The sequence below is a fragment of the Mediterraneibacter flintii genome (genome assembly GCF_055387595.1).
In genome coordinates, this window is sequence record NZ_AP031405.1 from 1,154,120 (window position 1) to 1,167,856 (window position 13,737).

11 protein-coding genes are annotated in these 13,737 nt (G+C 42.7%); 5 read left to right on the top strand and 6 right to left on the bottom strand.

The features are described from left to right. Window positions 1–25: 25 nt before the first annotated feature. From ACZ5C4_RS05520 to ACZ5C4_RS05540, 5 genes are all read right to left on the bottom strand, one after another. Complete coding sequence (locus tag ACZ5C4_RS05520; protein WP_464520111.1) at window positions 26–1,729, bottom strand: efflux RND transporter periplasmic adaptor subunit; 1,704 nt, start codon at window positions 1,727–1,729, stop codon at window positions 26–28. Further along, the gene (locus ACZ5C4_RS05525) at window positions 1,719–2,432 is read right to left on the bottom strand and encodes an ABC transporter ATP-binding protein (RefSeq protein ID WP_464520112.1); all 714 of its coding nucleotides are present in this window, start codon (window positions 2,430–2,432) and stop codon (window positions 1,719–1,721) included. Before ACZ5C4_RS05525 ends, ACZ5C4_RS05520 begins: the two co-directional genes overlap by 11 nt. A gap of 453 nt (window positions 2,433–2,885) precedes the next feature. After that, window positions 2,886–3,164, bottom strand: coding sequence for a hypothetical protein (locus ACZ5C4_RS05530; RefSeq protein WP_464522376.1), 279 nt, complete (start codon window positions 3,162–3,164; stop codon window positions 2,886–2,888). Next, the gene (locus ACZ5C4_RS05535; protein WP_464520113.1) at window positions 3,128–4,255 is read right to left on the bottom strand and encodes an IS110 family RNA-guided transposase; all 1,128 of its coding nucleotides are present in this window, start codon (window positions 4,253–4,255) and stop codon (window positions 3,128–3,130) included. Before ACZ5C4_RS05535 ends, ACZ5C4_RS05530 begins: the two co-directional genes overlap by 37 nt. Window positions 4,256–4,404: 149 nt before the next feature. Next, on the bottom strand, window positions 4,405–5,040 hold the full coding sequence (locus ACZ5C4_RS05540; protein ID WP_464520114.1) for a GNAT family N-acetyltransferase: 636 nt from the start codon (window positions 5,038–5,040) through the stop codon (window positions 4,405–4,407). An 86-nt stretch (window positions 5,041–5,126) separates the two neighbouring features. Between ACZ5C4_RS05540 and ACZ5C4_RS05545 the strand changes: the two genes are divergently transcribed. The 3 genes from ACZ5C4_RS05545 to ACZ5C4_RS05555 all read left to right on the top strand — a co-directional run bounded on the left by ACZ5C4_RS05545 (window position 5,127) and on the right by ACZ5C4_RS05555 (window position 9,535). Then, window positions 5,127–5,930 (top strand): MerR family transcriptional regulator, encoded by an 804-nt coding sequence (locus tag ACZ5C4_RS05545; RefSeq protein WP_464520115.1) that lies wholly within the window; start codon window positions 5,127–5,129, stop codon window positions 5,928–5,930. A gap of 109 nt (window positions 5,931–6,039) precedes the next feature. Beyond that, a complete protein-coding gene (locus tag ACZ5C4_RS05550) occupies window positions 6,040–7,773 on the top strand; it encodes an ABC transporter ATP-binding protein (RefSeq protein ID WP_464520116.1) in 1,734 nt (577 codons plus the stop codon). Continuing rightward, window positions 7,763–9,535 (top strand): ABC transporter ATP-binding protein, encoded by a 1,773-nt coding sequence (locus tag ACZ5C4_RS05555; RefSeq protein ID WP_464520117.1) that lies wholly within the window; start codon window positions 7,763–7,765, stop codon window positions 9,533–9,535. The genes ACZ5C4_RS05550 and ACZ5C4_RS05555 overlap by 11 nt, the downstream gene beginning before the upstream one ends. Before the next feature lie 50 nt (window positions 9,536–9,585). Here ACZ5C4_RS05555 and ACZ5C4_RS05560 read toward each other — a convergent pair whose 3' ends face one another. Then, window positions 9,586–9,993, bottom strand: coding sequence for a DUF3783 domain-containing protein (locus tag ACZ5C4_RS05560; protein WP_464520118.1), 408 nt, complete (start codon window positions 9,991–9,993; stop codon window positions 9,586–9,588). A 598-nt stretch (window positions 9,994–10,591) separates the two neighbouring features. Between ACZ5C4_RS05560 and ACZ5C4_RS05565 the strand changes: the two genes are divergently transcribed. Both ACZ5C4_RS05565 and ACZ5C4_RS05570 read left to right on the top strand, forming a co-directional pair. Then, complete coding sequence (locus ACZ5C4_RS05565; RefSeq protein ID WP_464520119.1) at window positions 10,592–11,365, top strand: ABC transporter ATP-binding protein; 774 nt, start codon at window positions 10,592–10,594, stop codon at window positions 11,363–11,365. Beyond that, window positions 11,366–12,625 carry an ABC transporter permease gene (locus tag ACZ5C4_RS05570; RefSeq protein WP_464520120.1) on the top strand — a complete coding sequence of 420 codons (1,260 nt, stop codon included), beginning with the start codon at window positions 11,366–11,368 and terminating at the stop codon, window positions 12,623–12,625. It begins immediately after the preceding gene. Window positions 12,626–13,737 lie beyond the last annotated feature (1,112 nt).

Genomic DNA, 13,737 nt, shown 5'->3' on the forward strand with positions numbered 1-13,737 from the left:
CTCTTTTCTTTTTAGAGCAGAAGCATTATTCTTCTTCCTTTTCGACTGCAACTGCCTTCATTCCTTCTTTTATATCCACATTCAGATCATTTACAACCTTGTCACCTTCTTTTAGTCCACTTTTGATTTCTGTATGCGTAGTAGAAACTGTTCCAAGCTCTACAGGCCGTTCTTTCACGACGCCGTTTTCCACCACATAGACGAAATCTCCGTCAGAGGAAGCATTGATAACTTCGTTGGGAACAATGAGCACGTTGTCTGACTTGGCAACGGTCATTGTAATTTTTGCGGTTGCCCCGATACAGATATTTTCATCCGGGTTACTGATATGGATCTTGGCTCCGATGACAGGAGTTCCTTTTTCGTTTTTTACAGCGATTTTATTGGTTTCTGTCAGGGTACCCTGATAGGTATGTTCACCGACTTTAATAGAAACGGCGCTGCCAGTTTTCATTTTTTCATAATCATCCGGAGAAACTTCGATTTTTACCCGAACATTCTCTGTGCTGGCGATTGTAAAGAGCGCCACACCCTGCGTAGCCATGTTGGTCTGCAGAGCGTCTACGGAGGCAATTACACCATCCATATCAGCTTTCATTCCCTCTTTTCCCTTTTCCAGAAGTTCCTCCGGAGAGAGCGCTGCGAGCTCTGCGAGGTTATCGCTGATGTCCAGGTTGTTCAGCTCTGCCGCACTCATACCAACAGAAGCAGAGCTGCCGCCTGCCGCCGTATAAGCGGACTGCCACTGGGCGTAAGCTTCATCATACTGGGCTTTTAATGCAGTATATCCGGCATCGTCCACATTCGGATCCACAAGGGAATTGAGCTGGCTGTTGGCGTCGTCGATTGCCGCCTGTGCCGCATTGCGCGCCGAAACGGCGTTGTCGTAATCTTGAAAAACAGCTTTGAGAGAGGTTAAAAGTTCTTTTTCTTGTGGGGTTAAGTCTTCTCCCTTAGACTCTAGTTCGGCAATCTGCGCGCGTCCGCCGGAGTAGCCGGAGTCAATACTATCAATAATGGACTGGTTATAGCTGACCGTCTTTGTGTTTTCTGCAATCACTGCGTTTAATTGTTCCCGTTTTGCCTGTATCTCCTGTGCCTGTGTACCGGCCAAAGCAAGATTTGTCTGGTACTGCTCGTAAGCGGTGTTTACCTGCGCGGCAAGTGCATTTACAGTGTCTGCAAGTGCATTTGCGGTTTCTGCTGCCTGAGCGCTGGCTGCATTTGCCGCATCGATTGCCTGGGCATTCTGTGCGCGGGCTGCCTGTGAGGTATTGAGGCTGGATTGTAAATTTAGCTGTGCTTGTTCATTGCTGCGCTCTAAATCGGTTGTATCAAACGTGACAAGCAGATCCCCAGATTTGACGGTTTTGCCTACTTCGGCGTTGCATTCTTTGATAGGCGCCGAGACGGGAGAATAGTAAGTCTTTGTGTTTTCACTTTCAATCGTTCCCGTAGAATTGTAAACTTCTTTTACATTTCCTTTTTTGACTTCCGTTACTTTTAATGTACTGCTTGCAGATGCCTCCTTAGAGCCTCCTGTGAGTTTGGAAAGTCCAAAGGCGCCAAGCAGGAGAACGGCGAGAATTGGCACGATGACCCAGGCGGGCAATTTCTTTTTTGGTGGTTTGGAGGAGGTGCCGGCTTCTTCATCTGGAAAATCGTCTTCCAAAAGGATATCTGTAGTGTCAAAGTGTTCTTCCTGTGTGTTCTTCTTTTTAGAAAACATAGTGTGTATCCTCTCTTTCTTCATTCAAATAATCGTCTTCGATTCTGCCGTCTATAATACGGATGACACGATGAACCTGACTGGCGATTTCATCATCATGGGTGATAATGATAACCGTGCGTCCGCCTGTGTGCAGTGCTTTTAGGATATTCATAATTTCTTTGGTAGATTTGCTGTCCAGATTTCCTGTCGGCTCGTCTGCCAGAATGATAGGAGGCTGTGCCGCAATTGCGCGCGCCACAGCGACACGTTGTTGCTGTCCGCCGGAGAGTTCGTTTGGCTTATGCTTCATTCTTGTGCCAAGTCCTACTTTTTTCAGCGCCTGTACAGCAATGCGGCGACGCTTTTGTTTGCCAAGTCCGCGGTAAATGAGGGGGAGTTCAACGTTGCCTATAGCATCCAGATTGGCGACGAGGTTGAAGCCCTGGAAAATAAATCCGATTTCTTTATTCCGAATTTCAGATAGAGCATTGTCAGACAGACGAGACACATCTTTCCCATTCAGAAAATAGTTACCGGAGGTTGGAATATCCAGACAGCCGAGCATATTCATCAGAGTCGACTTACCAGAACCAGAATGTCCGATAATCGCGACAAATTCACCTTTTTGAATTTCAAGGCTGATTCCGTCCAGTGCTCTTACCTCGTTTTCGCCGGGATTATAAATTTTATGTAAGTCCTCGACTTTAATGAGTGGTTCCATGTAAATTCCTCCATCAATATAAGTATGATATATTGTATTAGTTAAATAATACAATATACTTGCCCCTTTAAAATGTCAATACATTTTTATAAATTTTTCTCTTTTTGCGTATCAGTTCAGCCATACAGTGTGAGGGAAGCATAAAACATGCTTGCATGTTTTTGCGAGCGTACATCTGTATGAGCTTAAGCGCCCATCAATGAGTAAAACGGTGGCGGCAGCCACGATAAGCACGCAGTGCAGTTTTACGAATGGCGCGGGCTGAACTGATATGTAATGACATTTGTCAATAGATAAATCACAAAAATCATCACAAATTTTATGTTTTTGTTTTGGAGACATCCTGAAAAGGCTTTAGACATATCAGTCCCCGGCATTGGCCACTCTGATATACGTGGATTCGGATCGCTCCTTACCGACAGGTCAATGGTCCGCCGTGAGCCCTGCTGTCTGTTAGCGTGGATCATAGTTCCCTATGCCGACATAGTTCAGTCGCAGATAGCTCGAACCTTGAAAGATGCTAAAGCCCTTCCAGGGTGTCTCCAATCGTTCGGTTTTCCTGCCGTAAGCAGCACTATCCTGCTTACGGCGCTTGTTTATCCGCCATAACTGCGGAATGGAAATGTCAGGGCTGCCCGGCACCGCCTGCGGCGGCTCGGCCTTGATATTTCTGGGACGCTGTGATAAATCCTTGTTTATCTTTCCGTCAGATTTCCTACCATCATCCCCCATATAAAGCACGCCAATTCTCTTGCAATCGCTGTCTTTACAACATTCACCTTTTTCCCTTTCGTCAAAACCATCGTATAATACTTACGCCGAAAACGTTCGTTGGCTTTGTCGGCATATGCGATGACATCTGCCGGGTTACCGTACTGTCTTTCCTTCAATGCCTTTGATTTAAACCCGACACGTCCCCGCGTGTAACTTTGGGCTGCTTCTACCAACAAGGTACGGATGTGGCTGTTTCCCGCCTTTGTGATCCCCAGTCTGTTCTGGGACTCACTGCTGGAACGCTCCCCGGGCACAAGCCCCAGATAAGCAGCAAAACGCTGGGCAGAAGAAAAACGTTTGAAATCTCCAACCTCAACCATTGTAGAAAGCGCAGTCTGTATCTTGATTCCAAGAAAACAGGATAGTTTTTTGACGCCCTCCCTGTATTGCGGTTCGCCTGCAAGTTCCTCAATGCGTCTGTCCATACGTTCGATCTTATCTGTCAGCTGATCGTAGGTAGACAGGTATTCCATCAAAATATCACGATAAAGCCCTTCCGGTTTTAAAGCCCTCAGCCATTTGAGATGAGCCTGTGTCCACTGGTTTACAGTTGCGTCATAGCGGTAGCCATGCCGCAGGCAGAACGCACTGATTTGCTGCTTTACTTTTTTGAGGGCAATCTTATGGTCGTTACGCATCCGGATATATTCCTTCACCTGTTCATCTTTTTCGGAAGGAATGTGTACCGGGCTGTAATCGTGATGTGCCAGACATCTTGCGATCAGTGCGGCATCGCGTTTATCCGTTTTGACCTTTTTCCTGCTGGTTGGCTGTGGTATTGTTGTCGGGGCGAGAAGGATACATTTTACGTTATGGTCCATGAGTTCGTGGTATAAGGTGTAGCCAAGGCATCCCGCCTCATAACCACAAATAAACAAAACATCATCGCCATAGTGGAAACGCATAGCTTCCAGATAATTCAGGACTTTGCTGTAATGAGGGGCTGTTTTTTGAGGATATTCAGCCTGCTCTTTTTCATTTGTGTAGCAGCAAAGTGAAAAACTTTTTTTGTGTACATCCATTCCTACGTAAACTGTGTTATAATTCATTTGATGACCTCCATTTGTATGCGGTAATCCCTGTTACCATTTATTGTTCCGATTTATAGTATACAGGTAAATCCACGAACCTACAAATCGGAGGTCATTACATATTGTCTGTTACCTTTTTGCTGTAGAGAATTTAGTCGAAAAGCATTTTATAATTTGTCGGGAGAGGCATCATAAAGAAAAAACTCCATCTCTGCATTTTTACCCTTCATGTCTAAAGTACATCTATACATTTGACGCCGTGTCATTTTCTGATGCTCATAAAAACCGAAATTGCAGCTTGAATCTGTATATAAAAAGAAAGTGTTAAGCTGTTCTTGTTTCATGTAGTTAAGCATGCTGTGAAATAATTGATTGCCTAATCCTAGTCCGCGGTACTCCTCGTCTAGGACAAACAGAGCAACCTCCCCGTCATACTGCCTGTCGGCCTGTCGAAAAAGACGTGCATCTATCTGGCTGATATGCTGAAAAAAATGAAGCAGCTCTCGTCCTTCTTTTCTAGAGAGAAGCTGGCATAGCCCAGTGAACCAGCGGAGATAATATTTAAAAGAACAGGTGCGTTTTGTATGATTTTTTGCTAAAATAACGCCTGCCGCAGTGCCGTTTACTTCTGCAACCTGTGACCAGGTATGGCGTATAAGACAGGAGGCGAGATAAACCTTTGCCAACCTGCGGGCGCTTTCTGGAGATGTAAATGTATCATACTTCCAGGTTCTTCTGATGATGTTTTCTAACGCATTTAAATCCGAATGGTTTAAGGGTCTTAAGATAATTTTGTTTTCCATAGTATTTTTCCTTTCTTTTTGTTTCTGTACGATTTATACTAAGGATAAACTATCTAGTAACTGTAAAGTCAAGGAGGAGTTGTCCGGTGAAAAAGAGGGAAACATTGAAGCTGACTACAGCACAGTTTGCAAAGCTGCATAATGTGAACAGAAGAACGCTGCACTATTATGACAACATTGAGTTATTTTCTCCTGCCTATAAGGGTGATAATGGATACCGATATTATGATTACGCGCAGAGTATGGAATTTGAGTTTATCAGGATGCTAAAAGAGCTGCATTTAAGTATTGAGGAAATCAGAAGATTCACAGCCGGACTGGATGAACAGGAGTTTTTGCAGATAGCGGCAGAAAAACAAAAAGAGATTGATGAAGAAATAGGAAAGCTGCGGCGCATAAAAAAAGCACTTATTAAAAAGCAGGAAGAGGCCTTGCTCTGTCAACGTGTCAAAGATATGGAGATCGGGATAATAGAATGTAAAGAAGAATATTTTCTGACAGTACCATACAAGTTTGAAAATGATAATTATTTGGATGTACTTCAATATATACAGACTGTGTGGAAGCCGGAGCAGTATCGGGCAGGGGTTGGCAGTTATATTTCCCTGGAGAAGGTAAAGAAGGCACAGTTTGAAGAATATGACGGTCTGTTTTCACCGGCATATAAAAAAGAAAAGAAGATTCTGACAAAACCAAAAGGAAGATATTTGTGCGGGTATTTAAAAGGAACCTGGGACAGACTGCCAGAACTATATGGTAAAATGCTTTGTTATGCGAAAGAGTGTGGATTAGAATTAACTGGATACGCATATGAACAAGGGATGAATGACTTCATAATTGGAAAAGAGGAAAATTATGTGACACAGATAACCATTCAGATTGTAGAATAGTACAGAGGGAAAATAGAGTATTTTTATATGATGAGGTTTATGATAAGATAAGTGGGAAGATTAGCGTCGCCCCTTATACACCGACGCTAGGAAAAGACAGGAGAAAGAGATGAAATCACTGCTGGTATATTTAAAAGACTATAAAAAAGAAACAGTGCTTGCGCCGCTGTTTAAGCTTCTGGAGGCTTCGTTTGAACTGATTGTACCTCTTGTTATGGCAGCAGTCATTGACGTAGGAATTGAAAATAGGGACAGGCCGTATATTATAAAAATGTGCCTTATCTTAATCGCGCTTGGAGGGATTGGCCTTATCTGCTCGATCACAGCACAGTACTTTGCTGCAAAAGCGGCCACAGGGTTTGCGGCAAAGCTGCGTCACGAACTGTTTTGGCATATACAGAAATTTACGTTTACACAGATGGATACTATCGGAAGCGCAACGCTGATTACAAGAATGACAAGTGATATAAACCAGGTGCAGGCAGGCGTAAATCTGGTGCTTCGTCTATTTCTGCGCTCTCCGTTTATCGTGTTTGGCGCAATGGTGATGGCATTTGTTGTGGATGTGAAGGCTGCTTTTGTTTTTGTGGTTGTAATTCCGCTGCTTTCTATTGTTGTATTCGGAATTATGCTCATTACTATGCCTCTATATAAAAAGGTGCAGGCGAACCTGGACAGAGTGCTTCTTGTGACGCGGGAGAATCTGACCGGAGCGAGAGTGCTTCGTGCCTTTAATAAGGAAGAAAGCGAAAAAAAACGGTTTTTATCTGGAAATCAAATTTTGACAGATGCACAAAAATATGTCGGACGTATAGCAGGACTGATGAATCCTCTTACTTATATCATTGTAAATGCAGGAACTATCCTGCTGCTTTATACAGGCGCGGTTCGGGTGGATAAGGGAATACTGACACAGGGAGAAGTCGTCGCACTTGTCAACTATATGTCGCAGATTCTGGTAGAGCTTGTAAAGCTGGCAAATTTGATTATTACAGTGACAAAGGCGATTGCCTGTGGAAACCGTATTGAGAAAATACTGGAGGAAAAACCGGACAGAAAAGACGGGAAGTGGAAATGGGAGGAAAACGAGGAGACCCCTTTCATAGAATTTAAGCATGTTTCTCTTGTTTATGACGGAAATGGCGCAGAATCTTTAGAAGATATTACATTTACAGCAAAAAAAGGGGATATCATAGGGATTATCGGAGGAACTGGATCTGGAAAGTCTTCTTTGGTGAATCTGATTCCGCGGTTCTATGATGTCACAAAAGGAGAAGTGCGCATTAACGGTAAAGATGTCAAAGAATATGAGACCGAAAGCTTACGCGCGCGGATTGGGGTTGTCCCGCAGAAGGCGGCGCTCTTTAAAGGGACGATTGCAGAAAATATCAGATGGGGAAAGGCGGACGCCACCGAGGAAGAGATTGCAAAGGCGCTTGAAACGGCGCAGGCAGCGGAGTTTGTAGAAAAAAAAGAAGGAAAGCTTTCTTATAACATTGAGCAGAATGGAAGGAATTTGTCTGGAGGACAGAGACAAAGACTGACGATTGCAAGAGCGCTTGTCAGAAAACCGGAAATTCTCATTCTGGATGACAGTGCTTCTGCGTTGGACTTTGCCACAGATGCGGCGCTTCGAAAAGCGCTCCGCGCAAGAAAAGAAAAAATGACGGTGTTTATTGTGTCTCAAAGGGCAGCGTCAGTACAGGAGGCAGATCAGATTATTGTGCTGGACGACGGAGAAATAGCGGGGAAAGGAACACATAAGGAGCTGCTTCTTAACTGTCCGGCGTATCAGGAGATCTATTATTCGCAGTTTCCAAAGGAGGCGGAAAATGGAAGATAAGAAAAAAGTAAAACAAACAGAGATATTGAAAAAAGTGTTCCGCCGTCTTGGAAAATACCGAATTTTTCTAGTGTTTTCTATATTGTTGGCTTCTCTGTCTGTCGCTTTAACTTTATATGTGCCGAAATTAATCGGACATGCGGTGGATTATATCATAGGTGCAGGTGCGGTAAATTTTGCCGGTGTATATAAGGTGATGATTTCCATTGGAGTATGTACGTTGGTTACGGCTTTTGCGCAATGGATTATGAATATATGCAATAATAAGATGACGTATCAGATTGTGCGGGACATTCGCAATGAGGCATTTCAAAAAATTGAAATCCTTCCTCTAAAATATATAGACACCCATCCACATGGAGAGCTGGTAAGCCGTGTGATCGCAGACGTAGATCAGTTCGCGGACGGGCTTTTGATGGGATTTACACAGCTTTTTACAGGGGCGGCTACGATCTTGGGGACGTTCTGTTTTATGTTGTCAGTGAATGTAAAGATTACTTTTGTGGTTGTATTGATTACGCCGGTGTCATTTTTTGTGGCAAACTTTATCGCAAAGCATACCTTTGCCATGTTCAAGCTGCAGTCAGAGACACGAGGGGAACAGACAGGGCTGATTGACGAGATGATAGGGAATCAGAAAGTAGTGCAGACATTTGGCAGAAAAGAAGAAGTGACAGAACGTTTTGACGAAATCAACAAGCGCTTGCAGAAATATTCTCTTCGGGCAACCTTCTTTTCGTCCATTACGAATCCTGCCACGCGGTTTGTAAACAGTCTGGTATATACGGGTGTCGGGATTACAGGGGCATTTTCAGTATTAGGGGGCGGATTAAGCGTTGGACAGTTGACCAGCTTTTTAAGCTATGCAAACCAGTATACAAAACCGTTCAATGAAATTTCCGGTGTAGTGACAGAATTGCAGAATGCAGTTGCCTGTGCACAGAGAATTTTTGAACTGATTGAGGAAGAGCCGGAAATTCCGGATGGAGAAAGTGCAGTATGCTTAAAAAATATAAAAGGGAAGGTGCAGGCAGAGCATGTGTATTTTTCCTATCTTCCCGAACAAAAGCTGATAGAGGATTTTAATCTGGAGGTTGTTCCCGGACAGAAGATAGCAGTGGTTGGCCCGACAGGATGTGGCAAGACGACATTAATCAATCTGCTTATGCGTTTTTACGACATAGACAGTGGAAGTATCCGAGTGGAGGGACTGGATATTCGACAGGTGACGCGCCGAAGCCTGCGTGCGGGATATGGAATGGTGCTGCAGGATACCTGGCTGAAAACAGGAACTATATGGGAAAATATTACAATGGGAAAACCAGATGCGACAGAAGAAGAGGTGATTGAGGCGGCAAAAGCCTCTCATATACACAGCTTTATCCGACGGCTGCCAAAAGGCTATGAAACATGGATAACAGAAGATGGAAGTACACTGTCACAGGGGCAAAAACAACTTCTGTGTATTGCGCGGGTTATGCTTTTGCGGCCGCCGATGCTGATTCTGGATGAGGCGACATCTTCGATTGATACAAGAACAGAGATGAAAATTCAGGAGGCATTTGCAAAGCTGATGGAGGGAAGAACCACATTTATTGTGGCACATAGACTTTCCACTATCCGTGAGGCCGATGTGATTTTGGTGATGAAGGATGGGAAAATTGTGGAGCAGGGCAGACATGAAAGCCTGTTGAAGCAAAATGGGTTTTATAAGCATCTGTATGAAAGCCAGTTTGTAAAAAATGAAAGCGCCGGGAATTAATTCCGGCGCTTTCACTATTTTCCCCTATTCGATTATAGGTATTGTCAGTATTATTCTTCTGCCTGTTCTTTGTTTCCTTTTAGCTGCTTTTGTATCGTTTCGTGTTCTCTACGGATTTCGCTGAAGCATTGCAGCGCGTTCCAATTTTGATTTGTCGGGGTGAGAATGGCCTTATACGGAAAAGTTCCGGCTCCAGACTTCCTAAGCGCTGCTAAAGCTTGGTTTAAACGGTTGTCACTAAAGAAGGCAAAGACAAACAGAGTGTCCGAAAGCTCGTCTCCTTCGTAGGTTTCTTCAATTCGCGGTATATCCTTTACGCCTGCAAGTGCTCCTAAGGGCTGGACATAGTCCTCCTTTGCCACGCGGCGCAGCCGGACATGCAGCGGGAAAAGAGCCATCTCTATTTTTAACAGAGTATCTTTGTCAGGTGCATGAAAAAGTAAAATCGTTTCTTTCATTTTTCCCTCCTGGTGAGTCTTTATTTCCGCAGTGAAAAAATATATTTCAAATATCTGGCAGGATAGCTGTAGAGAAAATTTAAAAATTTTTCCGCAACAGAAAAATTGACTCAAAATTTTAGATAGCAGTAAATTTTAGTCGGCACAGATTGCATTTGTATATGCCGTTGTTCCTATTGTAGACGATTTGGAGAAAGAATGGAAGAGAAAAAGAAAAGGATTGACAATATAATAAAATATAAATATAATTGTATTAACACAACAATACAGTGAGACAAAGGACATTTTTTTCTATATGATTAGGGTGTCAAAAGGTAACTTTTGCAAATGCTTCCGGTAATTTTCACAAAAAGATAACTTGCCAGACGACTTTATGCGCGATGGAGATGAAACTCAAAAATCACGGAAGCCTTTGCTGACGTGATTTTCGTATTAAGAGGTTCAGCGGAATGCTCCGCGCACCGGAGTCTGAAAAGTTACTTTTTGTGAAAATTGATAAGAGAATTTAAATAAGTTACCTTTTGACACCCGAATCCTATAAAGAAAAAGGTGTCAAAGGAATCGCAATAAGGAAGTGTGAGATAAGGAGGGTAACGAAGTGATTGAGATAAAAAACCTGACGAAAATTTACCGTCTGAATAAAAAGCAGATGAAAGAGTCTAAAACGACCAATCCGGTCAAAACTGCTGTAGATGACTTAAGCCTTACGGCAAAACCGGGAGAAATCTATGGTCTGCTTGGCCCGAACGGAGCTGGAAAAACAACGACTCTGCGCTGTATTTCCACAATCATAAAGCCTACAAAGGGAGAAATTTTTGTATCTGGGCATGAAGTACAAAAAGAACCAGAGAAGGTTAGAGAAAAAATTGGATTTCTGACGGGAGATATTAAACTAGATCCCCAGTTTTCTGTTGATTATCTTTTTGAATTTTTCGGAAGACTTCATAAGGTGCCGGCAGAAAAGATAAAAGCGAGAAAAGAGGAACTATTTGCATATTTTGGCATGAAAGACTTTGCACAGAAGAAAATTAAGGAATTATCTACCGGTATGGCACAGAAAGCAGCGATTGCAGTCTGCCTGGTTCATGATCCGGACATCATCATTTTTGATGAGCCTACAAACGGACTGGACATTGTTACGGCAAGGAGTGTGACGGATTATCTCAAGAAATTAAGGGACGATGGAAAATTGATTATTATATCTACACATATTATGTCAGAAGCAGAAAAGCTGTGTGATAGAATAGGAATGATTATTGACGGGCGGAAGGCGACAGAGGGAAGCCTGGAAGAAATCTTACATGAAACAAATACACAGGATTTAGAAGACGCATTCTTTGTTTTATATAAAAATCAGAAGGAGGGACGATAAATGGAGGGAATCAGACAGATATGCGCGAAAGAACTTGCACGAGTATTTAAGGATGGGAAAATGCTGATTTCTGTTTTTATCTTTCCGGTTGCGATTATGATTGTGGTGATGAGTTTAGTCAGCAATTTGTCAAATCGTGCTGAAAAAGATGTAGAAGCACATAAATCAATTGTGTATGTAGAAAATGTACCGGAAGGATTTGAAAGCTTCCTTTTGACGGCAGATCAAGAATGCAGCATCTATACAAAAGAGACGATAGCGGACGTACTAGAAACAGAATGGAAGGGAACACCAGATGATACACAGGTAAAAGAGGCGGTGAAAGCCGCGATCAAAGAGGGTGGAATCGATTTGATGATAGCATTTCCCAAAGAGTTTACCCAATCTGTAAACTCCTATCAGGTAGGAGAAGAAATCCCTCAGGTCAAGACATTTTATAATCCCTCTGAGGAGTATTCGAAAGCAGCCTTTGAAGTGATTTCAAACGGCGTGCTGGAAAGCTACAGACAGAGCCTTCTTGCCCAGAGAGTGGACGATATGGAAGAATTGACCGTATTTACAGTCAATTCAGATAATCCAGATATGATACTTCAGGATAAAGAAAAGGCAGGAGGAAAGGTACTCGGTATGCTGCTTCCATATTTTGTAACAATTCTGCTGTTTGCAGGAGCGATGGGGATTGGAACAGATATGATTGCAGGGGAAAAGGAGAGAGGGACTTTGGCAAGCCTTCTTGTTTCTCCTGTTAAGAGAAGCTCCATTGTACTCGGAAAAGTATTTGCTCTGATGATTATTTCCGGAGCGACATCGGTTGTCTATGTGGCGGCGATGGTTGCTTTTATGCCTCAGATGATGGGAGGGCTTTCCAGTGAAGAATTAGGAATTGATTTGACTCTGAAGCCGGAACAGATTGCTATGCTTGCATTTTTATTGATTGCAATTGCATTTTTGTACTCTGCAATTATTGTTCTTGTTTCCGTATTTGCCAAGACAATCAAAGAGGCAAATTCTTATGTAATGCCAGTATATATAGTGATTTTAATTTTAGGTATCACTACGATGTTTACAACGGGGGCGCCGAAAGAATGGTTTTATGTAATTCCAATTTATAATACCTCGCTTACCCTGCAGGGAATACTGACACAAGAAGTGACAATGGCACAGTATGGTATGACTTTAGGCGTGACACTTCTGGCAGGAGGAATACTAATTACAGTAATTGCAAAGGCATTCGAAAGCGAGAAAGTGATGGCAGTATAGATATATAAATTTAAGTGACAAAATGCATTCCTTGTCTGTTAGAAAAATTTTAATAGAAGGTACGCAAAAAACACTGTATCAGAACACAGGGCAGGACCCGCTTTACCTCATCCGTTCGAGTGGTTCTAAGCACAAAACATCTGTGTGTCCATTGGAACACGCAGATGCCCTGCGCTAAGAACCAGGCGAACTGTATTCGGAACGCTCCTTGTCAATGCCCTGCTTATCTGATACAGTGTTTTTTGCTGTCACCTCCAGTCAGAAGTTTTCCCCCGCCATTCGGAAGGTACCTTGTTAGTTAAATTTTATAAAAAAGAAATCGGCTTCACGCTGTTATGCATTTCCAATCGGAAGTAGTATAGATACTTCTAATTGAAGGGCTGGAACAACGTGAAGCCGTTCTCTTTTTTATGAATTTCAGTTAGGGCGCCACCTTCCTATAGACGAAGGAAAAACTTCTGACTGGGAGTCTGTAGCAGCGTGAAACCGGTTCTGTTCTGTCTGAAATTGTGAATTTAATTGGGGAAGAACGTAAGCATAAAGAGAAGGCAGTGCATAAGCAGGGAATTTTAAGCGGAGCGTGGTAGATACAGATTGTTCTGTTTGTTAAGTGGGAAGCATGGAGTTCCAATGGACGATATGCTTCTTCACTGTTACAAACATTCAATCGGATTTACCACAGTGGAGCCCTGACCTGCGTTGCACTGCCTTCTCTTTTTGCGTACCATTCTTTCGTCAATTAAATTTATATTTATTTTTCTTGTAGTTTGTTTTCTGATGTGTTAAGGTAAGGGTACCTTTTCTATTATATTTTGGGAAAGGGAAGTATCTTTATTTCTTATATAAGGAATCTACATTCTAAAAATTTACATGTATCATTCTATTTATGTTCATCTGATGGACAATCGGTTTTTCTGGTATTTAACTGCCAGGGCATTCTAAATTTTTACCCAATGAAACAAAGGAAACTGCTGTGACAGCATCTGTTTTATTACTTACACTGCAGGTGAGGTATATATTTGTGTGTTTAATGTCTACTTTGCAGAAAGCACTATATCGTTTGCGGCAAATGCTGTGTAACTTAAGGGGAAAGTGTTGTAAACCGTAAGGCT